Here is a 26,429-nt window from a genome sequence, read left to right as displayed (position 1 = left end):
CTCTAATGAAGCACCTCACCCGCACCGCGGCCACGACCCTGGCAACCGCCACAATCATCAGCGCACCCGCCCTCCTGCTGGCCCCGACCGCCAACGCCACGGAATACATCACCGGCTACCCGACCTACTCGGACTGCATCAAAGCCGAGAACGCCTACCACCAAGCCCACCCCGGCACCTATGCACGCTGCGGATCGATGCCCGGACAGGCAAGCGGATGGGAACTGGCCTACGAGCCCGAAACGAACCGGCCGACGCCGACCACCTGGAACGAGATCGGCGCCAACTTCCTCCACGACTTCATCACCGGATTCTTCGACAGCTGACCCGAACACCGGAAAGCCCTGCCCGGCCTCCCCGGGCGGGCCCTTCCAGTTCCGTTCTGTCAATCTCGTTCAGAACCTATCGATGCACACGAAACCGGCCCAGCGCACGCCAAGTCGATGCGAGACGACCCGGCGACATGCCCGTTCCAACCGACCAAGGCTCCCTCATCCACAATGCCATCACGCTCCTGTGTCGTTTTCCGATGATCACCCGATTTCAACCGTGGACCGGCGCTCGATCGTCCCGACGCGCTCAGCCGTGCGCGTGCAGTGGCTTCCCCGACAGCGCGAGCATTGCTTCGCCGAGCGCCTCGTTCTGCGTGGGGTGCGCGTGGACGAACGGCGCCACATCGGTGGGCAGGGCTTCCCACGCGACGGTCAGCTGAGCCTCGCCGATCAGTTCGCCGACGCGGTCGCCGACCATGTGCACACCCACCACCGGCCCGGTGTCCCCGGCCCGCACGACCTTGATCCCGCCCGACGTTCGCAGGATCTGGCTCTTGCCGTTGCCGGCGAGGTCGTACACCACGGACGTCGCGTCGCCGTGCCGTTCCCGGGCGGCGTCCTCGGTGAGGCCGACGGACGCGACCTCCGGGTGCGAGTACGTCACCCGCGGAATCAGCTCCTCGGCCACGGGAACCGGGTCGAGGCCGGCGATCTCCTCGGCGACGACGATTCCCTGCTGGAAACCGCGGTGCGCCAACTGAAGTCCGGCCACGATGTCCCCGACGGCATATACGCCGTCGACGGGGGTGCGCAGCCGGTCGTCGGTGACGACGAACCCGCGGTCCAGGGCGATGCCGTGTTCGACGAAACCGCAGTCGCCGGTGCGCGGACCCCGCCCCACCGCCACCAGCAGGATGTCCGCCTCGAGCGTGTCACCGCCCGCGAGTTCCACGAGGACGCCATCCGCGGATTCCTTCGCCGCGGCGACCGTGACACCGGTACGGGTGGAGATCCCGCGTTTGCGGAACGCGCGTTCGAGGTGCTTCGAGCACCACGGATCCTCCGCCGCGACCAGGCGAGGCAGGGCCTCGACGATGGTCACGTCCGCGCCGAACGACGCCCAGACACTGGCGAATTCGACACCGATCACGCCACCGCCGAGAACGATGGCCTTCTCCGGGACGAACCCGAGAGTCAGTGCCTGATCGCTGGTGACGATGCGCTCACCGCACTCGATGGACGGCACCGTCCGGGCGTAGGACCCGGTGGCCAGCACCACGGACGTCCCGGTCCAGCGGGTGCCGTCCACCTCGATCGTTCTGTCTCCGAGATACTTTCCGTGCCCGCGCACGACGGACACCGCATGATGGGCGACCAGGCCCTGCAGTCCCTTGTGCAACCGATCGATCGTGCCGTTCTTGTACCGGTGTACCGCGTCGATGTCGATGCCGTCGAACGTGGTTCGCACGCCGAACTCCGCACCGGTCCGCGCGGTGTCGGCGATCTCGGCGGAATGGAGCAGCGCCTTGGTCGGGATGCAGCCGCGGTGCAGGCAGGTTCCGCCGATCTTGTCCGCCTCGATCAGGCGGACCGACAGCCCGAGTTGCGCGGCCCGGAAAGCGCACGCGTAGCCGCCGGAACCACCACCGAGGATCAGGACGTCGCTGTGTGTGGCGGTCATCTAGAGCCTCCCCAGCACGGTGATCGGATTCTCGATGTAGTCGGCGAACAGCCGGAGGAATCCACCGGCGACACCGCCGTCGCACACCCGGTGATCGAAACTCAGCGACACCTGCATCACCTTCCGGACCGCCAACTGCCCGTCCACGACCCACGGTTTGTCGACGATACGACCGACACCGAGGATCGCGGCCTCGGGATGGTTGATGATCGGGGTCGAACCGTCCACACCGAACACGCCGTAGTTGTTGAGGGTGAACGTGCCCCCGGTCAGCCGCGACGGCGGGAGCGTTCCCTCGCGGGCCAGCGCCGTGGTGTCGCGCAGTTGCCGGGCGAGGTCGACGGTCGTGAGCGAGTCGGCCCGCTCGATCACCGGGACGACGAGCCCGCGTGGGGTTTGCGCCGCGATGCCGAGATGGACGTGACGGTAGCGGACGATCTCGTTGCGTTCGGTGTCGACCGTCGAGTTCAGTTCCGGGTAGCGCGCCAGCGCCGCGAGGGCCAGGCGTGCGAGCAGTGCCATCAGACTGACTTTGTCGTCCTCGGGCAGTGCGGCGTTGATCGACTGGCGGGCGGCGAGGAGATCGGTGGCGTCCACATCCACCCACGTCGTCGCGTCCGGAATTTCGCGGCGGCTCGTCGACAGCTTGTCGGCGACCGCCTTGCGCAGGCCCTTGATCGGTATCCGCTGCGCGTCAACTGCGTCGGTGGCGGGTGTCGTGGCGAGTGCCCGCTCGACGTCGGCGCGGTTGATCACCCCGCCGGGACCACTGCCCGGCAGCCGCGACAGGTCGAGGTCGTTCTGCCGCGCGAGGTTGCGGACGACCGGCGAGATGACGCGGGTCGCAGAAGCCTTGTGGACCTGCGTGACTTCACGGTTCGCGGCGACACGACGCCGACGCCGGCGGGTGTCCTCACTGGTGCCGTATCCGATGAGCACGTTGCCGCTCCCGGCGCGTTCCTCCTCGCGGTACTGCTCGTGCGCGGCGGGGGTTCCGCTGACGGTGATCAGTGGGGTGCCCACCTTCAGCGTCGAGCCTTCGTCGCCGTGCAGGGAGATCACCGTGCCCTCGAAGGGAATCGGCACCTCGACCGCGGCCTTGGCGGTCTCGACCTCGACAACCACCTGGTCGACGGTGACGGTGTCGCCGACCCGGACTCGCCACTCGGTTATGTCGGCCTCGGTGAGTCCCTCACCGAGGTCGGGGAGCAGGAAGACCTGGTTACTCATGCGGTCACCGCCCACCGGGTGTCGGCGGAATCGTTCCACTGCAATCGGTCGACGCTGTCGAGGACGCGGTCGACGTTCGGCAGGTGCAGGCGTTCGAGTTTCGGCGCCGGGTACGGGATGTCGAATCCGCTGACCCGCAACACCGGGGAGTGCAGGTGATGGAAGCAGCGTTCCTGGATGCGGGCGGCGATCTCGGCGCCGACACCGGCGAAGCCCTGCGCCTCCTGAATGACGATGCACCGTCCGGTCTTCCGGACCGACGCCATGACCGTCTCGTCGTCGAACGGCACGATCGACCGCAGGTCGATCACCTCGAGGTCGTGGCCCTCCGCCGCGGCGGCCTCGGCGGATTCGAGCGCGACGGTCACCGATGGACCGTACGCGACGAGCGTCGCGTCCCGTCCGGCACGCCGGACGGCGGCCTGCCCGAGCGGTGCGCCCACCGCGAGATCGACGTCGGCGCGGGAGAAGTACAGCCGTTTCGGCTCGAGGAAGATCACCGGGTCCGGGTCGTCGATCGCGGCCCGCAGCAGGGTGTAGGCGTCCTCGACGGTGGACGGGGCCACCACCTTCAGCCCCGGGGTGTGCGCGTAGTAGCCCTCGCTGGAGTCGCAGTGGTGCTCGACGCCGCCGATGCCCCCGGCGAACGGGATCCGGATGACGATCGGCACCGACAGCGCGCCCTTGGTGCGGTTCCGGATCTTCGCGACGTGGGAGACGATCTGCTCGAACGCCGGGTAGGCGAATGCGTCGAACTGCATTTCGACGACCGGCTTGAACCCGGCCATGGCCATGCCGATGGCGAAGCCGATGATGCCGGATTCGGCGAGCGGGGTGTCGAAGCAGCGGTCGTCGCCGAAGTCGCGGGTGAGTCCGTCGGTGACCCGGAAGACGCCGCCGAGGGTGCCGACGTCCTCACCGAAGACGACGACGTTCTCGTCCGCGGCGAGAGCGTCGCGCAGCGCGGTGTTCAGGGCCTGAGCCATGGTGAGTGTGGGCATGATTCAGTGCTCCTCGGATTCGGCGGCCAGTTCGGCCTGCACCTGCGCCTGCTGTTCGCGCAACTGTGGGGTGGGTTCGGCGAACACGTGCCGAAACAGATCGAGCGGGTCGTGGGGCCGGTCGACGTTCATCCCGGCGCGCAGAGTCGCGGCGGCAGTGTCGGCCTCGGCGGCCAGGGCGTCGACGGATCTGTCGTCGAGCAGTTCCCGGCCGCGCAGATACTTCTCGAGCCGGGTCAGCGGGTCGCGTCCGAGCCACTGCTCCACCTCGGACGAATCGCGGTAGCGGGTGGCGTCGTCGGCGTTGGTGTGCGCGTCGATCCGGTAGGTGTGGGCCTCGACGATGACCGGTCCGTTGCCGGCCCGGACGAAGTTCGCCGCCTCGTCCATCACGGCGAGCATCGCGATCGGATCGTTGCCGTCGACCTGCTCGCTGCCGATTCCGTAGCCGACGCCCTTGTGCGCCAACGTGGGTGCGGCGCTCTGCCGGGCGAGCGGCACACTGATCGCGAATCCGTTGTTCTGCACCAGGAACACCACCGGGGCCTTGAACACGGCCGCGAAGTTGAGGGCCTCGTGGAAGTCGCCTTCACTGGTCGCGCCGTCGCCGCAGAACGCCAGGGCGATCGTGTCTCGGCCCCTGCGGTTTTCGCCGTACGCCACACCGGTGGCGTGCAGTAACTGGGTGGCCAGCGGGGTGCACTGGGGTGCGCTGCGGTGCCGGGCCGGGTCGTAGCCGCAGTGCCAGTCGCCGGCCAGCATGCTGAGGATCTCGACCGGGTCGATGCCGCGGGCGGCGAGCGCCACCGAGTCGCGGTAGGTGGGGAACATCCAGTCGGCGGGCCGCAGGCTCATCGCCGCCGCGATCTGGCAGGCCTCCTGGCCGCGCGAGGACGGATACACCGCCAGCCGGCCCTGCTTGGTCAGGGCCGTCGCCTGCTGATCGAAACGCCTGCCCAGCACCATGTTCCGGTGCATCTCCACCAGACGGTGATCGCTCGGCCTCGGGTACCGGGCCTCGCTCCCGGTGAGCTCGCCCGCCGAATCCAGATACTGCACGGCGCTGTCCGCGGGAAGGAACTTCCGATACGGCCTCGCCAGGGGCGGCTCTACGAGCGTCACGTCTACCTCCAGATGCATTGTGTTCGTCAATGCTCGCAACTGAACGACCTATCGACAACGACTGGGCAAAATCAGAGACAAATGGCCTAGAATCGGCCTGTCGGGGGCAGAATGTCTCACCGGAGTTGAGCGACCACAGCAGGGATGGACAGATGGCCGAGGGCACAGCGGACACGTACGAACTCGACGCGATCGACCGACGCATCATCAAGGAACTCGTCGCCGACAGCCGCATCTCGATGCGAGCGCTGGCGGAGAAGGCCCACATCTCCCGCGCCCACGCGTACGTCCGCATCGAGCGATTGCAGGAAGCCGGGATCATCGAAGGTTTCACCACCCGCATCTCGCACTCCAAGGCGGGGTTGGGCTCCTCCGCGTTCATCGCCCTGTCGATCAGGCAGGACTCGTGGCGGGGAATTTCCACCCAGCTGCGGACCCTGCCGTTCGTCGAGCACTTCTCGTTACTGGGCGGCGATTTCGACGTTCTCGTCCTCGTCCGCGCACCGGACAACAGCGCACTGCGTCACGTCGTCCTCGAGCGGTTGCAGAGTCTCGAAGGTGTGCAGGCGACCAAGACGTGGCTGATCTTCGAGGAAGCCAGCGGCCCCGGACCGGAATGGGTTCGTTGACGCGGCGGATACGATCGCAGCATGCGCAGCGACCTGATGCAGAACGCGGAACGCAATGGTGAACCGGGCACCTTCGTGCTCCAGAATCCCCGAATGCTCAAGGTGGACTTGACCGGAACCGGTGGCCACTTCTTCGCCCGGCAGGGAGCGATGGTCGCGTACCAGGGTGACGTCGACTTCTCGTACGAGGGCAGCGGCGGAGTCGGGAAGTTCTTCAAGAAGGCGTTCACCGGTGAGGGCATGTCGCTGATGAAGGTGTCCGGCAGCGGCGACGTGTTCCTCGCCCGCGACGCCGACGAGATCTTCCTGCTCGAACTCGAGGACGAGTCGGTGACCGTCAACGGTTCCAACGTCCTCGCGTTCGACAGCTCGCTGAGCTGGGACATCCACCGTGTCGAGGGCGCGTCGATGCTCAGCGGCGGACTGTTCAACACCACGTTCACCGGGCGCGGTGTTCTCGCCGTCACCGTGTACGGCACTCCCGTCGTCCTGAACGTCGACACGCCCACCTACGTCGACATGCAGAGCGCGGTGCTGTGGTCGACCGGCCTGCACTCGACGATCCGGAAGACGGCGAAGATGGCCGCCGCGATCGGCCGCGGATCCGGTGAGGCGTACCAGTTGTGCCTCACCGGAAACGGCGTCGTCGTCGTGCAGGCCTCGGAGGGGCACCCGATTCCCAAGGCGTGACCGCGCGGGTGCCCCTGTCGATCACCCGGCCCGGGTGCGGCCGAGGGCGCCGACGGCGACGTCGACGAGCAGGAACGCGACGAGGCTGAGTCCCAGAAGCGGGACGAACCAGCCGACGAGGACGACGCAGGCGACTCCGGACAGGGCCGCGACAGGGTGGATGCGACGCCACGTGCCGCGCGCCGGCGGTCTGCCCACCGCCCGGACGGTGCCGCGGGTGGGCCTGCGCCGCCACCAGAGGACGTAGCCGCGGACGATCACGGCGAGCAACGCCACTGCGAGAGCGGCCAGGATCAGCTGGTTGAGCAGACCGAACAGCAAGCCCATGTGCAGGGCGATGCCCCAGGACGTCAGTTTCGCGGCGAGCGGCCAGTCGGCGAATCGCGACACGTCCGCCACCGTGCCCGTGGCCCCGTCGACGGCGATCGAGTCGGTCGAGAACTGCCACGGCTCCCGGGTCTGGGTGACCGTGAATGCGGTGCCCGCGTCCGCGGGAACGGTCGCCTCGACGGCACCGGTGACACCGCTGCGCCTAGCCACGTCGAGGACGGTGTCGAGTTCGCCCACGTTCGTGTCGAGGATCCCCGGATCCGACGCGGGGCTATGCCCCGCGCCGTGCCCGTCGTGACCGCCCGATGCTGCGCCGCCGGGATTCGGCGCCGAGTCCAGTTTCTTGTCGATCTTGGGGGTGGTCCAGCTCAGGGCGGAGCGGAGTTCACCGACGTTCTCGCCCGCGTACCGCGACCAGGTCAGGCCCGTCGCCGAGAGGAACACGAGCCCGACCGCGATCCAGATGCCGACCACCCCGTGCCAGCTAAGGGTGCGATTGCGGCCGCGGCTCGACCGGTCGAGCGTCCACAGCCTGGCGACGTCCGTGTTCCGGGCCCGGGTCGTGCGGTACCGCTGCACCCACAGGTACACGCCGCCGAGCGCGATGACCCACAGCCACGACGCGGCGAGCTCGCTGTAGATACGTCCGGGCTCACCGAGGTGCAGGTGCCGGTGCAACTGCGAAATCCAGGTCCGCATCGGCAGCGCCCCGCTGCTGCCGTAGACCACCAGTTCGCCCTTCGACCGCGCGGTGGCGGGATCGACGAAGACCGCGAGGCGTTCGGATTCGCCCAGCCCGGGGTCGGTGAACATCACCTGCGTCGTGTCACCCGGTTCGGTCGCCGGGCGCACGGCCGCCACGGCAAGGTCCGGGCGAACCCGCTGCGCGGCCCGCACCTGTTCGGACATCGGCAGGTCGGGGCCCGTCGAGTCGACATGCAGGTAGTCGCGGTAGACCAACTGCTCAACGGACGGCGCGAGGGCGTAGAGGCCGCCGCTGACGGCGGCGATCACCAGGAACGGTGCCACCAGAATCCCCGCGTAGAAATGCAGTCGCAGGATCAGTGGCCGGAGACTGCGCGGCGGCGAGGAGTCCTTCGGCACCGGGGCGGGCGCGACCGGTTTGTCGCGTTCGAGCTCAGGGACGGACATGTTGATCTCGATTCGAGTTCGGGTGAGCCGGGGCACCCAGCGCCCTCGAGGCGGCGCACGGGGAAGGTGCGCCGACAGCTCGAGGTGACGCGTCAAGGACGCACCGACTCGGGAGGGGTCGGCACCGCGGCTCGCCTGGGAGTCGCCTGATGCCGAGTGGGAACACGCCGGACCGGCGACTCACACGACTGAGGTGTGCGCCGGAAGGCGGTGAGGAAAGGGGTCGTCTAGACGAGGGTGGGTGGTCCGCGGGTGCCGGCGCCCGCGGCGACGAGCAACCACAACGACAGCTTCGCGCGGTAGACCGGGGTCGCCGACCAGGTGCCGGTATCGACCTGCAACGGAGCCAGGACGGCGAGAACGATGCGCGACAGCGCCGCCAGGGCCCGCAGACAGGCACGTTCGGCCGATCGGACCAGCACCGCGGCCACTGCAATGGCGACGATGTGCGCGGCGATCATCGGCGTCGACAGTCCCAGGCCGTGCGCATGATCGGCCGCCAACGCCAGCGTGGTGTGGCCGATCAACTGGCCCACTGCGAGCACCGACAGCACGAACAACCATTCGCGGCTGGCCACCCGGATGGCGGCGACCGACGCGCCGACCGCGGCGCACGCGGCGAGAAGCAGCACCACCGAACCGTCGCTCGGGGGCATTCCGCCGCCGGCGATACCGTGCGCGGCGATGCTGACCGCGCCGGACAGTGAACCCACGACGGAGCCGCGCACCTGCGCGACCACATCCAACCGTGAATTCACCCAGCGAGGGTACCGCCTCCCGCGCCCGGCACGAAGGTCAGGCGGACGCCCCCGCGGCCGGACGCAGACGCGCGAGGACGTCCGTCAACGTGACGACACCGATCAGTTGCCCGTCGTCGGTGACGATCGCGAGATGGCTGCGGGTCTCGCGCATCGTGTGCAACGCCTCGTACACGGCGGCGTCCGCGTCGAGGGTCAGCACAGGACGCATCAGGTCGGCGGCCGTCACCGCGGTGCCTGCCCGGAGGCTGTCCCGCGCGTGCACCACACCCTTGATCCCGTCGTCGTCGCGCACGAGCAGCCGGAGGTGGCCGCTTCGATCCGCGGCCGCCTTGATCGCCGCCGCGGTCGCATCCGGGGGGACGCTGCTCGGGGAGGTGTTCGGCCGCACCATGTCCCGCACGGTGAGCGACTGGAGTTCCAGGGCACTGGTCAACTGGCCGTGGTACCGCTCGTCGAGCGTGCCGACGGTCGCGGAGTGCTCGACGAGGTGACGCAGCGCGTCGGGATCCTGGCCCGCCCCGACCTGGTCGACCGGTTCCACGCCGAACAGTCGCAGGCACCGGTTCGCCATCCGGTTCAGCACCAGCAGCAGCGGGCGGGTGGCCCACATGAATCCGCGCATCGGGATCGCCAGCAGGGTCGCCGATTTCTCCGGATGCGCGATCGCCCACGACTTCGGTGCCATCTCGCCGACGACGAGATGCAGAAACGTGACGATGATCAGGGCGAGGACGAATCCGAGGACGTCCGCCAGCCACAGCGGGGCACCCCACCCCGCGAACGCCGGGGTCAGCCAGTGATGCACGGCCGGCTTCGTGACGGCACCGAGCGCGAGGGTGCACACGGTGATGCCCAGCTGGGATCCGGCCAGCAACACCGACAGCTCGGACGCGCTGCGCAGGGCGGCCCGCGCCGCCCGACTGGTGGGGGCGGCGTCCTCGAGTCGGTGGCGACGGGCAGCGATCAACGCGAACTCGATCGCCACGAAGAACGCGCTGGCCGCGATCAACCCGACGGTGACCACCACGACGACCCAGGGATTACTCATCGGTCGTCTCGCTTTCCAGGACGCGCAGCCTCACGAACAGCGAGGACGGAACGTGCTTGTCGACCGCCCGCACCTCGGCGACGAGGCTGCGGGCGGGTGGGTCGGCGTCGGTGATCAGGTCGGCCGGATCCGGGTTCAATCGGATCGCGACCACATCCCCGACGACGGGGAGACCACCGAACTCCGCGATGACGGCGCCGGCGAGCGTCTCGAAGTCACCGGACGGCAGGTCGTGCCCGAGGACGCGCTCCACCTCGTCGATGTGCAGGTCGCCGGGCATCGTCCAGCCCTCGGACTCGGAGCCCGTCACGGACGCGTCGCCGTCGGGATCGTGTTCGTCGGCGATCTCACCGACGAGTTCCTCCGCGAGATCCTCGATCGTGATGACGCCGGCGAAACCGCCGTACTCGTCGACGACGAGGGCCATCTCGTCGCGGGCAGCCGTCAGCTGTTCCAGCACGTCGGGCAGCGGCAGCGACGTCGGCACGACGACGGCCGCGCGGGCCCGGGACGCGGCCACCCCGTCGGACTGTTCGCCGAGCAGGTCGTGGAGGTGGATGACGCCGCGCAGGTCGTCGGAGGAGGTCCCGACGACGGGATAGCGGGTGTGGCCGGCGCCCATCTTCCCGAGCACGCTGCTCAGGGGTTCGTCGGCCCGGACGGTGTCGACGTGGGCGCGGGGAATCATGGCGTGCCCGGCGGTGCGGGTGGGGAAGTCGAGGATCCGGTCGAGCAGGGTCGACAGTTCCCGTGGCAGCTCCCCGGCGTCGCGGGACTCGGCGACGATGTGCTCGAGGTCCCGCGCGGTCGCCGAGTGTTCGACGTCGTGCACCGGCTCGATCCGCAGCGCCCGCAGCAGCAGGTTCGACGACTGGTCGAACAACCAGATCAGCCAGCCGAAGAGTTTCAGGTAGACGGTGGTCGACAGCGCGAGCCATCGCGCCACCGGTTCGGGACGGGCGATCGCCAGGTTCTTCGGGAACAGCTCACCGAACAGCATCTGGACGAAGGTGGAGAACAGGACGGCGAGGACGGCACCGACACCGATCCCGACCGCGGTCGGGATGCCGACACCGCCGAGGAGTTCGCCGAGACCACGCCCGATCAGGGGTTCGGCGACATAACCGACGAGCAGACCGGTGACCGTGATGCCCAACTGGGCGCCGGACAACATGAACGAGGTGCGGCGGGTGACGCCCAGTGCGCGTGCGGCACCCGGGTCTCCCGCCTCGGCCCTGGCCCTGAGCCGCGAACGGTCGACCGACATGTACGCGAATTCCTGCGCGACGAAATAGCCGGTCAGGGCGGTGATCAGTAATACGACGACGACGCCGAAGCCGATGCTCAGGACGGTCACCATGGCTTCACCCGCGTCCTGCATCCGGGACTGCGGTGATCACTCTGGGGCGGGCTGGGTCTTCGGGGGCGCGAAGCGCTGGTCACGGCTCTCTCTGTAATAGGAGTACGAGCCACCCATAGTAAAGGACCCTTTACCTTTTAGCACGAGGGGTGCGCAGCCTCACCGGTATCGATCGGCGTGAGCCGCCGAAAACGCGCGCATCACCGCCGCCGGGATCCGACCCTTCTCCGACACCTCGATGCCCTGAGTCCGAGCCCAGGCGCGGACGACCGCGGGGCGCTGCACGTCCACTTTCGCGGGCGCCACGGGAGGCGCCGTCGCGAACGTCGTTTCGAGATCGCTGGTCGCCCGAGCCGACTCCCACTCGTGCAGGCAGGCGCCCAGCCAGCGGTACGTCCACTCCTGCCCCAGTTGCCGTGTCTCGCAGAACGTCACCGGCAGTGCCGGAAACCGGGCCTGCAATTCGGCGAGCGCCTCCGCAACCCTGGCGCCGCTGACGTGTTCCAGCTTGAACAGTCGGCTGTACCGGTCCTCGACCACCACAGCGGCCCGAGGCAGTGCGCTCAACTCGGCCGCCGCGTACGTCATCCGCCCGGACAGCAGGCTCGCCGCAAGATCCTCGATCGTCTTGCGTTCCACCACTGCCACGATCTCGTCGCCGACCTCGACCGCGTAGTCCCCCGCCGACAACCGTCGCCGGACCGTGGTCGCCTGCTGCTTCCCGAACGTGTACGGATACTTCTCGGCGGTGTCGACGACGATGTCGAGGACGCGGCCGTGAGCCCGCGCCGTCGGCACCGTGACGGCGGGCCTCGCCTGCTTGGCGGTGCGCGGCGACTGCCAGAAGATCATCTCCCGGCCCCGCGCCCGGGTCATGACCAACTGCGAGCGGTTCTCCCGGGCACGGGTGAGCACCAGGTCGATCGCGGGACCTCGCCGGGTGCACGAACGAACCTCGAGCCGCTCCAAGATCTCGGCGTCGGCGGGCCACTCGTCGGCCCGGTGGCAGTAGACCTTGGATGCGCGGGGCCAGGGCTGCTTCGCCTTGACGACAATGCCGCCCGGTCCGAGCGGAACCCGCACCAGATAGGGAAGCGTCGAATCAGCGTCCGGATTCCGCGCGATCAGCAGGTCGTCGGGCATACCGCCAGAATAAAGGTCAGTCGGCGCTCTTGATGGTCTTCATCGTGATCAGCGACGTCACCCGCGACACCGCCGGGAGTCCGCTGAGCTTGGTGGCCATGAAGTTCTCGTACGTCGCGAGGTCGCGGACCGCGACCCGGATGAAGTAGTCGGGGATCCCGAACAGCCTGCGGCATTCGATCACCTCGTCGAAGGCGGCGACCCGGGACTCGAACTGCTCGATGGTCGCCTGGTCGTTCACGCCGATCTCGGCGGTGACGATCACTTGGAATCCCCGATCCAGCGCCTCCTGGCTGACGATGGCGCGGTAGCCGGTGATGACGCCGTCCGCCTCGAGTTTCTTGACCCTGCGCAGGCACGGGGAGGGAGTCAGACCCACCAAATCTGCCAATTCGGTGTTGGTCAGACTGGAGTCGTTGCGCAGGTGGTCGAGAATTGCGTGATCGATATCATCCATCGCACTATTATTGCGCACGAGGCCACTTATGGGCATTCGCTCGCAATCGTGCACCGGGATAGTTGCTATAGATTTGCGTGGTGATCGATCCAGCCCCCTTTTCCACGACCGCAGTCGTCGACCCCGACCACCGGCACACCCCGGAATGGCGTCGGGCCCTTCAGGCGTCCCTCCCCGTCGGGATCGGGTTGGTTCCGCTGGGGATCGCCCTCGGGGTGCTCGTCGTCCAGCAGGGACTCAACCCCTGGTGGGCAATGGTCTTCACCTCGCTGATCTACGCCGGTTCCCTCGAATTCATCGCGGTCGGCATGGTCGCCACCCTGACGCCACTCCCCTACATCGCACTGACCGCACTGCTGGTGAACTTCCGGCACGTGTTCTACGCCTTGAGCTTTCCCCTCGACCGGGTCAAGGGCCGGCTCGCCCGGCTCTACAGCATGTTCGCGCTGACCGACGAGGCGTACGCCATGTCGGTCACCGGCGACCGGAGGTCGATGACCGGTCGGGTCATCGTGTACTCGCAGCTGTATCTCCACGCGTACTGGATCGGTGGGGCGATTCTCGGAGCGACTGCAGCACAGTGGATCCCGGATAACATCGTCGGACTCGACTTCGCGCTGACCGCACTGTTCGTCGTGCTGTCCATCGAGGCGATCCGGGCCCAGAGCGGTTTCGCGATTCCCACGATCGCCGTGGCGTGCGCCCTGACTGCGCGACTCGTCGACGCCGAACACATGCTGCCGATCGCGATGGGCGCATTCGTGAGCCTGCTCGTCGTCCGGTATTTCGTCACACGCAGAAAGGTGCCCGCCGATGCCTGACGCCGGCTACATCCTCGCGGCCGTCGCGATCATGGCAGTGATCACGTTCGCCCTGCGGGCGATCCCGTTCGCGATCGTCATGCCGTTGCGGTCGTCCGCGCTCGTCGGCTACCTGGGTGTCTACATGCCCGCCGGGATCATGCTGATCCTGGTTGCGTACTCGCTGAAGAACGTCTCCGTCGCCGCCCCGTCGCACGGAATCCCCGAACTGATCGCGGTGGGGGCCACGGCCGCGGTACACCTGTGGCGCAAGAATGCGGTGCTCTCGATCGTCGTCGGGACGGGTCTCTACGTCGTCCTGATGAACTGGGCATTCGCCTGAGCCCGGCGCGCCTCACGTTCTACGATGCAACCACACGGGTAGGCAGGAACCACAAGACAGTCGGCCGTTTCTCGGGAAGGACGCACTGATGAGTGAACAAGATGCCGGTTCGGTTACGGGTCTACGGGACAAGGACTACAACCTGATCTGGTTCGTCGAAGCCTCACTGAGCAACGCGCTGCGTCTCGAGGGCTACATCTCCGACGCCGACATGGACGGCGACGCCGAGTTGGCCGACTTCTTCCGCCGCGCCCAGGCCGTCAGCCGGAAGGGCGGCGATCTGGGCAAGGCGATGCTCGCCGCCCGCCTCGGGAAAGAAAAGAAGGAAAAGTAAGGTCCACCGCACAACGAAAACCGCCGGCACCCGAAGGTGCCGGCGGCTTCTGCGACGGTGCCGTCATATCGCCTCTCGGCAAGTGGTCGCTCTAGGCGACGAATTTAATGTGGTACCCGGGGTATGTCCGACACCGTCAGCGCGTTCAACAGTACCGCCCTCGGAGATATTCCGCGATCTTCCGCGCCCCCGAAAATCACCCCGACTCCGGAACAAGCGTCCGACTACCCGAACCGGGAGCGAACCCATGGTCATCGTCGCAGGGCACCTCACCGTCGAACCGGAGCAGCGCGAGTCCTACCTCGCCGGCTGCGTGACCGTCGTCGAACAGGCGCGCGGCGCGGCCGGCTGCCTCGACTTCGCGATCTCCGCCGACCTGATCGACCCCCGCCGGATCAACATTTTCGAGCGCTGGGAGTCGCAAGCGGCGGTCGACGCCTTCCGCAGCAGCGGCCCCAGCGACGAGCAGGGCGCGGCGATGCTCACGGCGTCGGTAGCCGAGTACGACGTCGCCGACGAGCGGTCGTTGTTCGGCGAATGACCGCGATCCGGCAGTCGTCGCGGCCTAGACCTGGCACGATGGCAGGGTGACCGATTCCGATCGCGTCCTCGTCCTCGGCTCGGGGTTCGCCGGGTTGTGGGCCGCGCTGGGGGCAGCGCGGCGGCTCGACGAACTCGGCGCCGCGGGCACCGTCGATGTCACGGTGATCAGCGCGAAGCCGTTCCACGACATCCGGGTCCGCAACTACGAGGCGGACCTGAGCGCGTGCCGCATCCCGCTGGCCGACCTGCTCGACCCGGTCGGCGTCGGGCACATCACCGCCGAGGTGACGGCGATCGACACCGCGGCGCGCACTGTCACCGTCTCGGGCGACGGGGCAGGGGGCACGCAGCGGTACGACCGCCTGGTCCTGGCGCTGGGCAGTCGGGTGGCGAAACCCGACATCCCCGGTCTGCGGGAATTCGGCTTCGACGTCGACACGTACGACGGCGCGATGAAGTTGCAACGCCACCTGGCCACACTGTCCAACGGCCGAGCGGGCGCCGGCGCGGCGACCGCGGTGGTGGTCGGCGCCGGACTCACCGGCATCGAAACGGCGTCCGAGTTGCCCGGAATGCTCGCGAAGACCTGTCACGGCGAACCGCGGGTGGTGCTGATCGACCACAACCCCCACGTCGGTTCCGACATGGGGGACTCGGCGCGACCGGTGATCGAAGCGGGCCTGTCCGACAACGGCGTCGAGACGATGACCGGTGTCGGCGTCGCAGCCGTCGACGAGCACGGGGTGACGCTCTCCTCCGGCGAGGTGCTGGCCGCAGAGACCGTCGTGTGGTGCGCGGGCATGCGGGCGAACCCGCTGACCGCACAACTCGATGCCGAGCGCGACCGGCTCGGCCGCCTGCCGGTCGACGACTATCTGCGCGTGATCGGCTCGCCCGGCGTGTTCGCCGCCGGTGACGTCGCCGCGGCGCGGGTGGACGAGGGTCACCTGTCGGTGATGTCGTGCCAGCACGGGCGCCCGATGGGTCGCTACGCGGGCTACAACGTCGTCAGCGATCTGCTCGACGAGCCGATGCTGCCGCTCCGGATCCCCTGGTACGCGACCATTCTCGACCTCGGACCGGCAGGCGCGGTGTACACCGAGGGGTGGGATCGCCAGGTCGTGACGCGCGGCGCGCAGGCCAAAGCCACCAAGGTCACCATCAACACCCAGCGCATCTATCCGCCGTTGAACCGCGACCGCGATGCGCTGCTGGCCGCCGCCGCGCCGGTGCTGCAGGCACGACCCGACCCCGGACAGTGATCGTCCGGGCCGTCTGAAGACATCCTGCGCCGATCGACTTGGTCGCTTCCCGACCAGCAACTTTTCACTGCATGGTGCCGCGCCGCATGCTATGTGAGCCATCTATGTCTTGCGTTGATGCCATCGTGGTGCCATAGTGGTGCCATGCACTCGATCTCGTATGTGAGACACCGCGACCGCACCGCCTGCTGAGCCGGTCGAGGATGCGGCAGTGCATCCCGCTACACCACGTCCCCGGCCTGCGGGACGTGCCACCCACCCTCGATGAAGGGGACAACCATGCCCAAATTCGAGACACCCGAACCGATTTCCGTCACGCTCGGCCTCGGCGTCGGCAATGTGTGGATCACCGCGAGCGACCGGACCGACACCGTCGTCGACGTGCATCCGAGCGACGAATCCGACGAGTCGGACGTTCAGGCCACCCAGCAGGTCCGCATCGACTACGCGGACGGCGTTCTTCAGGTCACGGGACCGAAGGCGCGCGCCTTCGACTTCTCCCGCAAGACCAGGTCGGTGAACGTGTCCATCGAATTGCCCAGCGGTTCAAGGGTATCCGGTGCGTTGCAGGTGGGAAACCTCAGCGGCACGGGCCGGCTCGGGGAATGCACGTTCAAGACCTCCGCTGGCAACGTGCGGCTCGAGCGGACCGGTTCCCTGCGCGTGAACACCGCCGCCGGCGACGTCAGCGCGGACGGCGTCGCGGGCAACGCCGAGATCCGAACCGGCTCCGGGAAGATCCGCATCGGCGAGACCGCGGGCTCCGTGGTCGTGAAGAACTCCAACGGCGACACCACGATCGCCGCGGTCACCGGGGACGTCCGGGTGCGCTCGGCGAACGGCGCCATCTCCGTCGACCGGGCAGGCGCGAGCGTCGAGGCGAAGACGGCCAACGGCAACATTCGCATCGCCGAGGTGGCCCACGGTTCGGTGGAGGTCGGGACGGGGATGGGCGACCTGGAGATCGGCATCGCCGAGGGCACCGCCGCACGGCTGGACGTGAAGTCCAAGTTCGGGCGGGTGCACAACGCCCTGGACGACGTCACCCGGCCGGCGGCCTCCGACAGGACCGCCGAGGTGCATGCGCACACCTCGTTCGGCGGCATCACGATCCGCCGTTCCTGATCCACTTCCGAGCCTGTCGAACAGGAGAACCCATGACTGTCAAGCAAACTCACCCGGCACGAGAAGGACATCCGATGAGCCGAACCGTTCCCGTCCCGCACGGCCTCCCCATGGATCGCGATGCAGGGCCGTTCGACCCGCCCAGCGCAATCACCCGGCTGCGCGACGCTCGACCCGTCAGTCCGCTGATCTTCCCCGACGGTCACGAGGGCTGGCTCGTCACGGGCTACGACGCGGTCCGCCGGCTTCTGGCCGACACCCGGTTCAGCTCCCGCTCGGACATCGGCATTCTCCACGTGCCGTACGAGACGCCCGGCATGCCCGCCGCCACCGAGCCGTCCCCGCAGGTGCCGGGACTGTTCATCGCGATGGACGCGCCGGACCACACCCGGTTGCGGCGCAAGCTCACCGGCGCCTTCACCGTGCGACGCATGAAGCAACTCGAGGAGCACATCGTCGACGTCGTCGAGCGGCAACTGGACGAGATGTCGCGCCTGACCCAGCCGGTAGACATGGTCAAGGAGTTCGCGCTGCCGGTGCCCTCACTGGTGATCTGCGAACTGCTCGGCGTTCCCTACGCGGACCGGGAGACGTTCCAGGTCAACACGGCCAAGTTCCTGATCAAGGACCAGGCGTTCGACGAGAAGATGGCCGCGTACGGCGCACTGACCGGGTACCTGGCCGAACTGGTCGCGCTCAAACGCGCGGCGCCCGGCGAGGACATCCTGTCCGACCTGGCCCGCGACGACGACCTCACCGTCGGGGAACTGATCGGCGTCGCGTTCCTGTTGCTGCTCGCGGGCCACGAGACGACCGCCAACATGCTCGCGCTGGGCGCCTTCGCGCTCCTGGAGCATCCCGAGCAGCTGGCCGAACTCCGCGCCGACCCGGAGCTGATGCCCGATGCCGTCGAGGAACTCATGCGCTACCTGGCCGTCGCCGACATCTTCTACCGCTACGCCACGGAGGACATCGAACTCGGCGGCGAGACGATCGGGCAGGGATCGACCGTCGTCGTCTCCCTGCTGGCCGCCAACCGCGACCCCTTGCGTTTCGACGACCCCGACACCCTGGACATCCATCGCAAGGCCCGCGGTCACCTGTCCTTCGGCCACGGCGTCCACCTGTGCCTGGGCCAGCAACTGGCCCGCCTCGAGATGCGCGCCGGCTTCGAGGGACTGCTGCGCCGCTTCCCGAATCTCGAGCTCGCCGTCCCGGCAAGCGAGGTGAAACTCAAGTCCGACATGAACATCTATGGCGTGCACTCGCTTCCGGTGTGCCTTCGGCCCGTGAGTACTTATTAACGTCGGGCGGTTAATAAGTACTCACGAGCGAAGCACTCTCGACCACTGCGCGGTGGGCCGACCGTCGGTGCGCATGATGTCCCGCGTGCGACGCTGCCACCGCTGCGGCCACCCGGCGGGCGAGTCCTCCCACGACTCCTGCCGGCCGTACGTGGTCATGTCGAGAAGCCCGTACGTCGGGGCCATCGGTTCCAGGCCACGGCCACTGGTCCAGAACGTCTCGAACACCCGGTCGTCTTGTCGCAGATAGCAGATCAGCGGCGCCGGGGACCGTTGGCGGTCGCCGAGCAGAGCATCCGCGGCGTCCTGCGCGGAGTACCAGGGCACGTCCCAGGCCATGAAGTCGCGGTAGCCGACGCTCACGTCGTACGGACCCTGGCACAGCGTCGCATACGTGACGTCGCGGGAGTGCAGGTACGACAGCTCCCGCACCTGCCCGTTGAAGAACGTACATCCCTCGCATTGTTCGGCCACGGGCTCGTCGGTGTGCCACATATGGAAATACGCGATCAACTGACCGCGGCCCTCGAACACGTCCAGCAGCGGGACCGGCCCGTCGGCGCCGACGAGGGTGATGCTGGGGTCGACCTCGACCATCGGCAGTCGCCGGCGGGCCGCCGCGATCGCGTCGCCTTCGTGCGTGTGCGCCTTCTCCCGCACCCGCAACGCGTCCAATTCGGCCTGGTAGGTCGCGTGGTCGACGACGGACGGTGCCGGTGGGGTCGCTTCGGTGTTCACGACAGTCTCCTTTTCATCCAGGTGGGCTTTCAACCAACCGACGAAGGATGCCGTCCGGGATCGACAACAATCGCGAGAAAATCTCGAGATTTCTCAGACCTCGCGTAGACGGCCGGTCAGGTAGCGACGCTCGGCGTCGGTCGGCGCCAGCTGCAGGGCCTGCTCGTACGCCGCCCTGGCCTCGGCGGCCCGGCCGTCCCGTCGGAGCAGGTCGGCGCGGGTCGCGGGCAGCAGGTGATAGTGGTCGAGCCGGCCGGACGCCTCGATCTCGTCGACCAGGGCCAGGCCGGCCGGGATGCCGTCGGCCATCGCGACCGCGACGGCGTGGTTGAGATCCACGACCGGGGACGGCGCCAGCCGCGCCAACTCGGTGTACAGGGCCGCGATCTGCGGCCAGTCCGTGCTCGCCGCGTCGGGCGCGGTGACGTGGCAGGCGGCGATGGCAGCCTGCACCTGGTAGGCACCGGTACGTCGCGCCGCCAGCGCCTGGTCGAGCGTTGCCACTCCTTCGGCGATCAGCGTCCGGTCCCACCGAGACCGGTCCTGGTTCTCGAGGTTGACCAGCACACCGGCGTCGGTGCGGGTCGCGCGCCGTGACTCGTGCAGCAGCATCAGCGCGAGCAGGCCGCGCGGTTCGGGTTCCCCGGGCATCAGCCGGACCAGGAGCCGGGCCAGGCGGATCGCCTCGGCGGCCAGGGCCCGTTCCCCGTTCTCCTCGTCATAGCCCTGGTTGAAGATCAGGTAGAGCACCGCCAGGACGGAGGTCAGCCGCTGCGGCAGCAGTTCGACGGGCGGCACCCGGTACGGGATCCCGGCCTCCCGGATCTTCCGCTTCGCGCGGACGAGACGCTGCGCCATCGTGGACTCGGCAGTCAGGAAGGCCCGAGCGATCTCGGCGGTGCTCAAACCTGCCAACGTCCGCAGGGTGAGCGCGACCCGGGCCGGGAACGGCAGCGCCGGATGACAGCAGGTGAAGATCAGCCGCAGCCGCTCGTCAGGAATCTCGTCGTGCGGCACCTCGTCCGGGTCGCGGGCCAGGACCGCGAGCTGGCGCACCTTGCCCGCACCCGCGGCGTCGCGGCGCAGCCGATCGATCGCGCGGTTGCGGGCCGTCGTGGTGAGCCACGCACCGGGGCGCCGCGGAATGCCGTCGCGTTCCCAGCTCGTCAACGCGTAGGCGAACGCGTCCTGCGCGCAGTCCTCGGCCAGATCCCAGTCCCCCGTCATCCCGATCAGCGTCGCAACCACCTGACCCCACTCATCCCGGAACGCCGCATCGACGGCCGCACGGACTCGGTTCTCGGACTCCGTCATTCCCACACAGGGCGGATCTCGACGCCGCCCCACCGCGCGTAGGGATGGCCGGCCGCGATCTCGATCGCCTCGTCCAGGTTCTCGCAGTCGACGATCACGAATCCACCGACGAAGTCCTTGGTCTCGGCGAACGGCCCATCCGACACCAGAGTCTCACCGTCGCGGACCCGGACCGTCGTGGCGTCCACCACCGGCCGCAACCGCTGGCCGACGAGCAGACCGCCGCGCCGCTGCACGTCGGCCCACCACGCCTGATGCACGGGGTCTGCCTCGAGCTCCTCGTTCGTCGGCGATACCGACTCGTCGTCGCAGATCAGCAGGACGTACTTCATACCTCCGATCTTGCCCGAGCAGTGGCCGGACGGTCACCGGATCCGACGGGGCACACCCGCCCGTTTGCTCCCCGCGCGGCGTCGGCGACGGTAGATTCACGTATCGCTGCTCCCGCAAGATTCCCGCTCGTCGAAGGGATCGTCCGTTATGAGTAAGCCGACTCGCCGGTGGATGCGCCGCGGTGCATCCGCCGCCCTCGCCGTCGCCATCGGATTCGCCACCCTCTCGTGCGGTTCGGATGACACCAGCGGCGGTGGGACGGAGTCGACAGCCCCGGAATCCGCCGACGTCGCGAAGATCGAACAGATCGTCCAGGGCAAGATGACCGAACTCGACCTGTCGTCCGCCGTGTTCGGGGTGTGGCGCGGCGACGAGCAGGTCACCGTCGGCGCGCTGGGCGGATCCCCCATCGGCGTTCCCGCGACACCCGACATGCAGTTGCGGGTGGGCCAGCCGATGGAACCGATGCTGTCGACGGTGCTGCTGCAACTCGACAAGGACGGCGTCGTCCCCCTCGACAAGCCCATCGCCGAATGGGTCCCCGACTTCCCGCGCGCCGACAAGATCACCCCGCGGATGCTCGCCAACAGCACCACCGGCATCTCGGACTACGTCACCGACCCCGAATTCCTCAAGCAGTTCTACGCCAATCCGATGGCGGGCTTCACCGCGCAGCAGATCTTCGACCTCGCCAACTCGCGGCCGCCGCTGTTCGAGCCCGGCACCAATTGGGCTTACACCCACAGCGACCTGTGCCTGCTCGGCGTGGTCCTCGAGAAGGCCACCGGCACGACCCTCCACGACCTCATCCAGCAGCGCATCCTGGACCCGCTCGGCATGAACGCCAGCGACGTCGTACTCACACCCCAGATGACGGAGCCGACGCTGCACGGCTACACGAATGAACGCGGCGTCTTCGAGGACTCCACGTTCTGGAACCCCACCGCCTTCCTCAACAGCGGCAACATGAACTCCACCCTCGCCGACGTCTCCGTGTGGGTGCGTGCGCTCGCCGCGGGCAAGCTGCTCTCCGAGGAGCAGTTCAAGGAGATGATGGCCCCCAGCACCGCAGGCCTCGGACCCATGACGGCGCAGAAGTACTTCGCGTTCGGGGTCGTCCACATCGACGACTGGCTCTACATGAACCCGGCCTTCGGCGGCTACAACGGCGTCGCCTTCTACGACACGAAGACCGACACGACGATCGTCGTCTACTGCACCCTCGGACCGAAAGCCAACTCCGACAACAACAACGCCGTCCCGATCGGTAAAGACATCGGTGCTCTCCTCGTCCCCGACCGGCCCCCGAACGTCTGACCTCCGCGGGTGTCGTCAACGGAACGACCACGGTTGCCATCGTCCACCGGCCCGGTCGAACATCAACTCCCGGCCGCCGGGAGGCGGTACACCCGCCGCGCGGTTTCGCCGAAGAAGAGCGCCTGTTCCGCCGACGGCAGGTCGCCGAGGGCTGCCTGCATCGTGGACACCATGGTTTCGCTGTCCCACAGCAGATGGTCGATCGGGTAATGCGAGGCGAACATGCATCGTCCGGCACCGAAGATCCCTACTGCCGTCCGCACCCAGCGACCGATCGCGTCCAGGGAGGTTCCGAAGATGAGGGCGATTCCCTGAAACTTGAGGACGACGTTCGGAAATTGACTCACCGCACCGAGGCGTTCTTTCCAACGGGAGTAGCCCTCGGCAGTGAGGTCGACGGGCCAGCCGACCGCCTCCAACACGAAGGTCGTGTCGGGAAACGCCGCAATGAGTTCGTGCGCGTCGGGTAGCTGCTCGTCGTACACGAGCAACTCCCACACCAGTCCCGCCTCGGCGACCTTCTCGAACCCGCGCAGCCACTCCGGGTCCGACAGGTAGTCGCCGCGCGCACCCAGACGCTTGACGGGGTCGGCCGCCCAGTACAGCGGCTGACGCACCGCCTGGACCACCGGCAGATCCCGGTATCGCGCGAGAACACTTGCCAGATCAGGTGAATCGAGCTGCACAGCCGCGATGAAGGCGTTCGGAACACCGACGCGATCGGCACACTGCTGAACCCAGATGGCCTCCGCGACACCATCCGCTGCGCCGAACTCACACGCGACCGAGGCCGTGACGGGTATCCCGTCGACCTGTGCCCGATAGTCGTGCGGTACGTATCGGCGCGCCGCGTCATAGTAATTCGGCAGCAAGGCGGTCAGCGCGAGTGGGCGACTGTCGATCCACGGGTACGCGAGATCGGGCAGATCGATGAAATGATGATGAGCATCGACGATGTCCACCTCACACAGCATATTTCACTTCGCCCCGAGCGGCCGAGACTTGGCTGAGCTCAACTCGCGTTGAATCTGTCCACGGCGGCCGTCAGTGCGGCGGCGAATCCTTCTCCGCCGTGCCCGGCGTCGTCGAGCACGACCAACTTGCTGCCCGGCCAGGCCTGCGCGATCTCCCACGCGGTGTCCAACGGGCCGGACACGTCGTAACGTCCGTGCACCAGGATCGCCGGGATGCCGGCGAGGGCGCCCATCCCGTCGAGGATCTCGTTCGGGGCGAGGAAGCAGTCGTGTGACCAGTAGTGCGTCACCAACCGCGCGAACACGCTCCGGAATGCGGGATCGTCGTAACGCGGGTTCGGCTGCCACCCCGGCATCAGCGAAACATGCGTGTCCTCCCACGCACACCACGCCACCGCCGCCTTTCGGCGCACCTCCGGATCCGGGTCGGCCAGCAGGCGTGCGTAGACGGCCGGGATGTTCCCCGCCCGCTCGGTCTGCGGCACCACCGCGACGAACTGTTCCCACTGCTGCGGGAACACGCGCCCCATGGCACGGGTGATCCACTCGATCTCCCTGTGGGAACCCGTGGTGATCGCACCGAACACCGCCGCGATCACCCGTTCCGGGTACTTCTGTGCGTACACCAATCCCAGGTTGACGCCCCACGAGACGCCGGTGACGATCCACCGCTCGATCCCGAGATGGTCACGCAGGCTCTCGATGTCGTCGACCAGGTGCCCGGTCGTGTTCGACCCCAGGTCGTAATCGGGGCCGTCTGCCAGCGGCGTGCTGCGACCACACCCGCGCTGGTCGAACAGCACCGCGCGGAAGGCGGTCGGGTCGAAATAACGTCGCGCTCCGGCGGTACTACCCGAGCCCGGTCCGCCGTGCAGGTACACCACGGGGACCCCGGTCGGGGTCCCGACGGTCTCCCAGTACACGTGGTGACCGTCGGAGACGTCGAGGAGTCCGGACTCGTACGGCTCTACCGCCGGATACAGTGCGTCGCCCACCGACTCACCCTGCCACGGCGCCGGCCTACTGTCCGTACTGTGAGTCTCGATGGAACTCGGACTGACAGATCTGATCGACCCGCGCCTGCTGTCTCTCGTCGACGCGTCGCGGGCGTTCTACGCGACGCGCGTCGCCGGTCGGGGTCCGAGTAGCCGGGAGGAACTTCGCGCGTTCCGCGCCGACGCCCCGGCCCCCGCCCCGTCGCAACCGCCGGCCGTCGAGGAGGTCGTCGTCGCCGGTGGTCGTCGAGTCCCGCTGCGTATTCACGCCCCCGTCGGCCGGGCAGCGACAGGTGTCTACCTGGAGATTCACGGCGGCGGCTTCTATATGGGGTCGGCCGCCGGCAGCGACGTCCGCAACCGACGGCTCGCGGACGCGCTCGGCATTGCGGTCGTCGGCGTGGACTACCGGCTCGCTCCCGAACACCCGTGGCCGGCCGCACCCGACGACTGCGAAACCGCGGCGCTGTGGCTCCTCGAGCACGCCGCGGACCGCTTCGGAACGTCGAAAATCTCCATCGGCGGCTTCTCGGCCGGTGCAACGCTCGCGACGACCACGCTGCTACGGCTGCGCGAACGGGGGATATCCACCATTGATTCCGCCGTCCTGCAGTTCGGAACGTACGACCTCAGTGCGCAGACACCGGCCGGACGCCTGATCGCCGACGAGTACTTCCTCGACGCCTACGCGGGCGCGACGTCGGACCGCACTCATCCCGACCTCTCCCCGATCTATGCCGACCTCACCGACCTGCCTCCGGTCCTGATGGTCGTCGGCAACAAGGACATCCTGCTCCAGGACAACCTGGCCATGGCCGCGCGACTGTCCGCCTCGGGTGTCGACGTCGATCTCCGTATCTACCCGGACGCACCCCACGGATTCACCGGCCACCCGACCCCGATGGCGCGAGCGGCCCATGACGACATGCAGAGGTGGCTCAACGGTCATCTACACCCGAGTGCTGGAGGTGATCGGCATGAGTGAGCATCAGTTGTCCGAAACTTCTGTTCCGATAGTGCCGACGGCGGCGCTCTGGGATCGCGGCGAGGTGATCGGCGCCGCGGTGCTGGCGGTCGCGGGGATCGCCTGGTTCGGCTGGGCGCAGGAGGATCCGCCGGCACCGTGGGTCCCCTACCTGATCGCCGGGTCGGTGGTCTCGGCGCTGCTCCTGGTCGCGCTGGTGGCGCTACTGGTGCGCCGACTGACGACGCCCGGCTCTCCGATGGCTGACCCGCGGGTCCGCCGCCGCTACTGGCTCACGGTGGCAGTGGAGGTGGTGCTGATCGTGGGCGGAAACCTCCTCCTCGCCGCGGGCGGGCATCAGGCCTACGACGCGGCATGGACGCTGTTCGTCGTCGGTGTCCACTTCGTTCCGCTGGGCAAGGTGTTCCATGCCCGGGGCCTTGCTCTGACCGGTGTCGTCGCGGCGGTCGTCGCGGTGGCCGCTGCGTGTCTCGGGCTTGCCGGCGCCGTGGCGCCGAGCGCGGCGGCCGGTGCCGGAGCCGGGGTCGTGTTCATCGGTTACGCCGGCTGGGTGCTCGGACGGGGGCGCCGCGTCCGAACGGGTGACGTGCGGTAGCCGACGCGCTCAGCAGTCGAACACCGACCAGCAGATGTCGTTCCGCAGCCGCTGGTCGTCGAGGACGAGTTCGCGAATCGCCTCGGGGAGTTGGTCACGCTGCCACCGGCACTCACGTCGTCCGGCTGCCTCTGCCTCACCCGCGGGCGCGGCAGCACGTGCGGCTTTGATCGCATAGGCGGCGGCACCGAGTTCGTGCGCCGCGACGTGCGCGACCGCCCCGGCCTGCCCCGCAGCGTAGGCGGCGTGCCGGGCTGCTCCACGCAGGTCTCGGGCCGCGCCCATGGCATGGCCACCGGCGGCGCGAGCCTCCATCATCTTGACCTCCCCACGCACCCACGCGCGGGCGTTCTCGATCGCATCACGCGGCCGTGCGTCGTCGGGCCGAACCGACTCGAACAGGTTCAGCACGTGCTCCGCGCACGACGCCGCCCACAGCGCCAGAAGCTGGTGATCCGCGTCGGTGAGGGTGCCACCGCGGCGGATCGTCACAAAACGCGGGTCTCGGACCTTCGGGAGGATCATGGCTAGATTTTCCATGACGCGCATCCACCCGGCCTTGACCCTGACACAGTGACAAGGACTCGAATG

General features: G+C 68.1%; 29 protein-coding genes. 13 read left to right on the top strand and 16 right to left on the bottom strand.

The window, feature by feature from the left end:
• Positions 1-5 precede the first annotated feature (5 nt).
• A complete protein-coding gene (locus CA951_RS06640; protein WP_087556098.1) occupies positions 6-326 on the top strand; it encodes a hypothetical protein in 321 nt (106 codons plus the stop codon).
• 253 nt (positions 327-579) lie between these two features.
• On the opposite strand, the gene lpdA is transcribed toward CA951_RS06640, so the two are convergent.
• From lpdA to pdhA, 4 genes are read right to left on the bottom strand one after another with little or no spacing between them, the layout of a single operon-like run.
• Complete coding sequence (gene lpdA / locus CA951_RS06635; protein ID WP_087556097.1) at positions 580-1,953, bottom strand: dihydrolipoyl dehydrogenase; 1,374 nt, start codon at positions 1,951-1,953, stop codon at positions 580-582.
• Entirely contained in the window at positions 1,954-3,183 is a 1,230-nt protein-coding gene (locus CA951_RS06630) for a dihydrolipoamide acetyltransferase family protein (RefSeq protein WP_087556096.1), read from the bottom strand.
• Positions 3,180-4,184, bottom strand: a complete 1,005-nt coding sequence (locus tag CA951_RS06625) for an alpha-ketoacid dehydrogenase subunit beta (RefSeq protein WP_087556095.1) — start codon at positions 4,182-4,184, stop codon at positions 3,180-3,182. Before CA951_RS06625 ends, CA951_RS06630 begins: the two co-directional genes overlap by 4 nt.
• 3 nt (positions 4,185-4,187) lie before the next feature.
• Positions 4,188-5,324, bottom strand: coding sequence for a pyruvate dehydrogenase (acetyl-transferring) E1 component subunit alpha (gene pdhA, locus CA951_RS06620; RefSeq protein WP_087556094.1), 1,137 nt, complete (start codon positions 5,322-5,324; stop codon positions 4,188-4,190).
• A 134-nt stretch (positions 5,325-5,458) separates the two neighbouring features.
• On the opposite strand from pdhA, the gene CA951_RS06615 reads away from it, so the two are divergent.
• Complete coding sequence (locus tag CA951_RS06615) at positions 5,459-5,935, top strand: Lrp/AsnC family transcriptional regulator (protein WP_087556093.1); 477 nt, start codon at positions 5,459-5,461, stop codon at positions 5,933-5,935.
• Between the two features lie 21 nt (positions 5,936-5,956).
• A complete protein-coding gene (locus CA951_RS06610) occupies positions 5,957-6,625 on the top strand; it encodes an AIM24 family protein (RefSeq protein WP_087556092.1) in 669 nt (222 codons plus the stop codon).
• A gap of 21 nt (positions 6,626-6,646) precedes the next feature.
• Here the strand turns inward: CA951_RS06610 and CA951_RS06605 are convergent, their stop codons facing one another.
• The 6 genes from CA951_RS06605 to CA951_RS06580 all read right to left on the bottom strand — a co-directional run bounded on the left by CA951_RS06605 (position 6,647) and on the right by CA951_RS06580 (position 12,876).
• Positions 6,647-8,107 carry a PepSY domain-containing protein gene (locus tag CA951_RS06605; protein ID WP_087556375.1) on the bottom strand — a complete coding sequence of 487 codons (1,461 nt, stop codon included), beginning with the start codon at positions 8,105-8,107 and terminating at the stop codon, positions 6,647-6,649.
• A 227-nt stretch (positions 8,108-8,334) separates the two neighbouring features.
• Positions 8,335-8,865, bottom strand: coding sequence for a hypothetical protein (locus tag CA951_RS06600; protein WP_179220128.1), 531 nt, complete (start codon positions 8,863-8,865; stop codon positions 8,335-8,337).
• Positions 8,866-8,902: 37 nt separating this feature from the next.
• Positions 8,903-9,916, bottom strand: coding sequence for a hemolysin family protein (locus tag CA951_RS06595; RefSeq protein ID WP_087556090.1), 1,014 nt, complete (start codon positions 9,914-9,916; stop codon positions 8,903-8,905).
• The gene (locus CA951_RS06590; protein ID WP_087556089.1) at positions 9,909-11,276 is read right to left on the bottom strand and encodes a hemolysin family protein; all 1,368 of its coding nucleotides are present in this window, start codon (positions 11,274-11,276) and stop codon (positions 9,909-9,911) included. The genes CA951_RS06595 and CA951_RS06590 overlap by 8 nt, the downstream gene beginning before the upstream one ends.
• A 159-nt stretch (positions 11,277-11,435) precedes the next feature.
• On the bottom strand, positions 11,436-12,419 hold the full coding sequence (locus tag CA951_RS06585) for a histone-like nucleoid-structuring protein Lsr2 (protein ID WP_087556088.1): 984 nt from the start codon (positions 12,417-12,419) through the stop codon (positions 11,436-11,438).
• Between the two features lie 16 nt (positions 12,420-12,435).
• Entirely contained in the window at positions 12,436-12,876 is a 441-nt protein-coding gene (locus CA951_RS06580; protein ID WP_005254660.1) for an Lrp/AsnC family transcriptional regulator, read from the bottom strand.
• 77 nt (positions 12,877-12,953) lie between these two features.
• On the opposite strand from CA951_RS06580, the gene CA951_RS06575 reads away from it, so the two are divergent.
• The 7 genes from CA951_RS06575 to CA951_RS06545 all read left to right on the top strand — a co-directional run bounded on the left by CA951_RS06575 (position 12,954) and on the right by CA951_RS06545 (position 18,587).
• Entirely contained in the window at positions 12,954-13,697 is a 744-nt protein-coding gene (locus tag CA951_RS06575) for an AzlC family ABC transporter permease (RefSeq protein WP_087556087.1), read from the top strand.
• On the top strand, positions 13,690-14,019 hold the full coding sequence (locus CA951_RS06570; protein WP_087556086.1) for a branched-chain amino acid transporter permease: 330 nt from the start codon (positions 13,690-13,692) through the stop codon (positions 14,017-14,019). The genes CA951_RS06575 and CA951_RS06570 overlap by 8 nt, the downstream gene beginning before the upstream one ends.
• A gap of 88 nt (positions 14,020-14,107) precedes the next feature.
• Positions 14,108-14,353: a hypothetical protein gene (locus CA951_RS06565; protein ID WP_087556085.1), complete on the top strand. Its 246-nt coding sequence runs from the start codon at positions 14,108-14,110 to the stop codon at positions 14,351-14,353.
• A gap of 247 nt (positions 14,354-14,600) precedes the next feature.
• Positions 14,601-14,894, top strand: a complete 294-nt coding sequence (locus CA951_RS06560; RefSeq protein ID WP_087556084.1) for a putative quinol monooxygenase — start codon at positions 14,601-14,603, stop codon at positions 14,892-14,894.
• A 46-nt stretch (positions 14,895-14,940) separates the two neighbouring features.
• Complete coding sequence (locus CA951_RS06555) at positions 14,941-16,158, top strand: NAD(P)/FAD-dependent oxidoreductase (protein ID WP_087556083.1); 1,218 nt, start codon at positions 14,941-14,943, stop codon at positions 16,156-16,158.
• A gap of 279 nt (positions 16,159-16,437) precedes the next feature.
• Positions 16,438-17,283 (top strand): DUF4097 family beta strand repeat-containing protein, encoded by an 846-nt coding sequence (locus CA951_RS06550; RefSeq protein WP_087556082.1) that lies wholly within the window; start codon positions 16,438-16,440, stop codon positions 17,281-17,283.
• Positions 17,284-17,357: 74 nt separating this feature from the next.
• The gene (locus CA951_RS06545; protein ID WP_087556081.1) at positions 17,358-18,587 is read left to right on the top strand and encodes a cytochrome P450; all 1,230 of its coding nucleotides are present in this window, start codon (positions 17,358-17,360) and stop codon (positions 18,585-18,587) included.
• Positions 18,588-18,608: 21 nt separating this feature from the next.
• Here CA951_RS06545 and CA951_RS06540 read toward each other — a convergent pair whose 3' ends face one another.
• The 3 genes from CA951_RS06540 to CA951_RS06530 form a co-directional block, all read right to left on the bottom strand.
• The gene (locus CA951_RS06540) at positions 18,609-19,325 is read right to left on the bottom strand and encodes a DUF899 family protein (RefSeq protein WP_087556080.1); all 717 of its coding nucleotides are present in this window, start codon (positions 19,323-19,325) and stop codon (positions 18,609-18,611) included.
• 93 nt (positions 19,326-19,418) lie between these two features.
• The gene (locus CA951_RS06535) at positions 19,419-20,639 is read right to left on the bottom strand and encodes an RNA polymerase sigma factor (protein ID WP_087556079.1); all 1,221 of its coding nucleotides are present in this window, start codon (positions 20,637-20,639) and stop codon (positions 19,419-19,421) included.
• A complete protein-coding gene (locus CA951_RS06530) occupies positions 20,636-20,971 on the bottom strand; it encodes a YciI family protein (protein ID WP_087556078.1) in 336 nt (111 codons plus the stop codon). The genes CA951_RS06535 and CA951_RS06530 overlap by 4 nt, the downstream gene beginning before the upstream one ends.
• A gap of 148 nt (positions 20,972-21,119) precedes the next feature.
• Between CA951_RS06530 and CA951_RS06525 the strand changes: the two genes are divergently transcribed.
• Positions 21,120-22,289 carry a serine hydrolase gene (locus tag CA951_RS06525; protein ID WP_087556077.1) on the top strand — a complete coding sequence of 390 codons (1,170 nt, stop codon included), beginning with the start codon at positions 21,120-21,122 and terminating at the stop codon, positions 22,287-22,289.
• Between the two features lie 62 nt (positions 22,290-22,351).
• Here CA951_RS06525 and CA951_RS06520 read toward each other — a convergent pair whose 3' ends face one another.
• On the bottom strand, positions 22,352-23,263 hold the full coding sequence (locus CA951_RS06520; protein ID WP_087556076.1) for an amidohydrolase: 912 nt from the start codon (positions 23,261-23,263) through the stop codon (positions 22,352-22,354).
• A gap of 38 nt (positions 23,264-23,301) precedes the next feature.
• Positions 23,302-24,258 carry a prolyl aminopeptidase gene (gene pip / locus CA951_RS06515; RefSeq protein ID WP_087556075.1) on the bottom strand — a complete coding sequence of 319 codons (957 nt, stop codon included), beginning with the start codon at positions 24,256-24,258 and terminating at the stop codon, positions 23,302-23,304.
• Positions 24,259-24,307: 49 nt separating this feature from the next.
• Between pip and CA951_RS06510 the strand changes: the two genes are divergently transcribed.
• Positions 24,308-25,243 carry an alpha/beta hydrolase gene (locus CA951_RS06510; protein ID WP_087556074.1) on the top strand — a complete coding sequence of 312 codons (936 nt, stop codon included), beginning with the start codon at positions 24,308-24,310 and terminating at the stop codon, positions 25,241-25,243.
• Entirely contained in the window at positions 25,236-25,838 is a 603-nt protein-coding gene (locus CA951_RS06505) for a hypothetical protein (protein ID WP_143543026.1), read from the top strand. The genes CA951_RS06510 and CA951_RS06505 overlap by 8 nt, the downstream gene beginning before the upstream one ends.
• A 9-nt stretch (positions 25,839-25,847) precedes the next feature.
• On the opposite strand, the gene CA951_RS06500 is transcribed toward CA951_RS06505, so the two are convergent.
• Positions 25,848-26,363: a putative immunity protein gene (locus CA951_RS06500; RefSeq protein ID WP_087556072.1), complete on the bottom strand. Its 516-nt coding sequence runs from the start codon at positions 26,361-26,363 to the stop codon at positions 25,848-25,850.
• Positions 26,364-26,429: the final 66 nt, after the last annotated feature.

Source organism: Rhodococcus sp. NCIMB 12038, assembly GCF_002165735.1.
Taxonomy (GTDB): Bacteria; Actinomycetota; Actinomycetes; order Mycobacteriales; family Mycobacteriaceae; genus Rhodococcus_F.
The sequence above is the reverse complement of the archived record's forward strand: the minus strand, read 5'-3'. Positions and strand labels throughout refer to the sequence as shown.

What these genes read in the sequence shown, in the direction of transcription:
- CA951_RS06640 (WP_087556098.1), top strand. Translation starts at nt 6, where the DNA reads ATGAAGCACCTCACCCGCACCGCGGCCACGACCCTGGCAACCGCCACA.
- lpdA (WP_087556097.1), bottom strand. Translation starts at nt 1,953, where the DNA reads ATGACCGCCACACACAGCGACGTCCTGATCCTCGGTGGTGGTTCCGGC.
- CA951_RS06630 (WP_087556096.1), bottom strand. Translation starts at nt 3,183, where the DNA reads ATGAGTAACCAGGTCTTCCTGCTCCCCGACCTCGGTGAGGGACTCACC.
- CA951_RS06625 (WP_087556095.1), bottom strand. Translation starts at nt 4,184, where the DNA reads ATGCCCACACTCACCATGGCTCAGGCCCTGAACACCGCGCTGCGCGAC.
- pdhA (WP_087556094.1), bottom strand. Translation starts at nt 5,324, where the DNA reads ATGCATCTGGAGGTAGACGTGACGCTCGTAGAGCCGCCCCTGGCGAGG.
- CA951_RS06615 (WP_087556093.1), top strand. Translation starts at nt 5,459, where the DNA reads ATGGCCGAGGGCACAGCGGACACGTACGAACTCGACGCGATCGACCGA.
- CA951_RS06610 (WP_087556092.1), top strand. Translation starts at nt 5,957, where the DNA reads ATGCGCAGCGACCTGATGCAGAACGCGGAACGCAATGGTGAACCGGGC.
- CA951_RS06605 (WP_087556375.1), bottom strand. Translation starts at nt 8,107, where the DNA reads ATGTCCGTCCCTGAGCTCGAACGCGACAAACCGGTCGCGCCCGCCCCG.
- CA951_RS06595 (WP_087556090.1), bottom strand. Translation starts at nt 9,916, where the DNA reads ATGAGTAATCCCTGGGTCGTCGTGGTGGTCACCGTCGGGTTGATCGCG.
- CA951_RS06590 (WP_087556089.1), bottom strand. Translation starts at nt 11,276, where the DNA reads ATGGTGACCGTCCTGAGCATCGGCTTCGGCGTCGTCGTCGTATTACTG.
- CA951_RS06585 (WP_087556088.1), bottom strand. Translation starts at nt 12,419, where the DNA reads ATGCCCGACGACCTGCTGATCGCGCGGAATCCGGACGCTGATTCGACG.
- CA951_RS06580 (WP_005254660.1), bottom strand. Translation starts at nt 12,876, where the DNA reads ATGGATGATATCGATCACGCAATTCTCGACCACCTGCGCAACGACTCC.
- CA951_RS06570 (WP_087556086.1), top strand. Translation starts at nt 13,690, where the DNA reads ATGCCTGACGCCGGCTACATCCTCGCGGCCGTCGCGATCATGGCAGTG.
- CA951_RS06565 (WP_087556085.1), top strand. Translation starts at nt 14,108, where the DNA reads ATGAGTGAACAAGATGCCGGTTCGGTTACGGGTCTACGGGACAAGGAC.
- CA951_RS06560 (WP_087556084.1), top strand. Translation starts at nt 14,601, where the DNA reads ATGGTCATCGTCGCAGGGCACCTCACCGTCGAACCGGAGCAGCGCGAG.
- CA951_RS06550 (WP_087556082.1), top strand. Translation starts at nt 16,438, where the DNA reads ATGCCCAAATTCGAGACACCCGAACCGATTTCCGTCACGCTCGGCCTC.
- CA951_RS06545 (WP_087556081.1), top strand. Translation starts at nt 17,358, where the DNA reads ATGAGCCGAACCGTTCCCGTCCCGCACGGCCTCCCCATGGATCGCGAT.
- CA951_RS06535 (WP_087556079.1), bottom strand. Translation starts at nt 20,639, where the DNA reads ATGACGGAGTCCGAGAACCGAGTCCGTGCGGCCGTCGATGCGGCGTTC.
- CA951_RS06530 (WP_087556078.1), bottom strand. Translation starts at nt 20,971, where the DNA reads ATGAAGTACGTCCTGCTGATCTGCGACGACGAGTCGGTATCGCCGACG.
- CA951_RS06525 (WP_087556077.1), top strand. Translation starts at nt 21,120, where the DNA reads ATGAGTAAGCCGACTCGCCGGTGGATGCGCCGCGGTGCATCCGCCGCC.
- CA951_RS06520 (WP_087556076.1), bottom strand. Translation starts at nt 23,263, where the DNA reads ATGCTGTGTGAGGTGGACATCGTCGATGCTCATCATCATTTCATCGAT.
- CA951_RS06510 (WP_087556074.1), top strand. Translation starts at nt 24,308, where the DNA reads ATGGAACTCGGACTGACAGATCTGATCGACCCGCGCCTGCTGTCTCTC.
- CA951_RS06505 (WP_143543026.1), top strand. Translation starts at nt 25,236, where the DNA reads ATGAGTGAGCATCAGTTGTCCGAAACTTCTGTTCCGATAGTGCCGACG.
- CA951_RS06500 (WP_087556072.1), bottom strand. Translation starts at nt 26,363, where the DNA reads ATGATCCTCCCGAAGGTCCGAGACCCGCGTTTTGTGACGATCCGCCGC.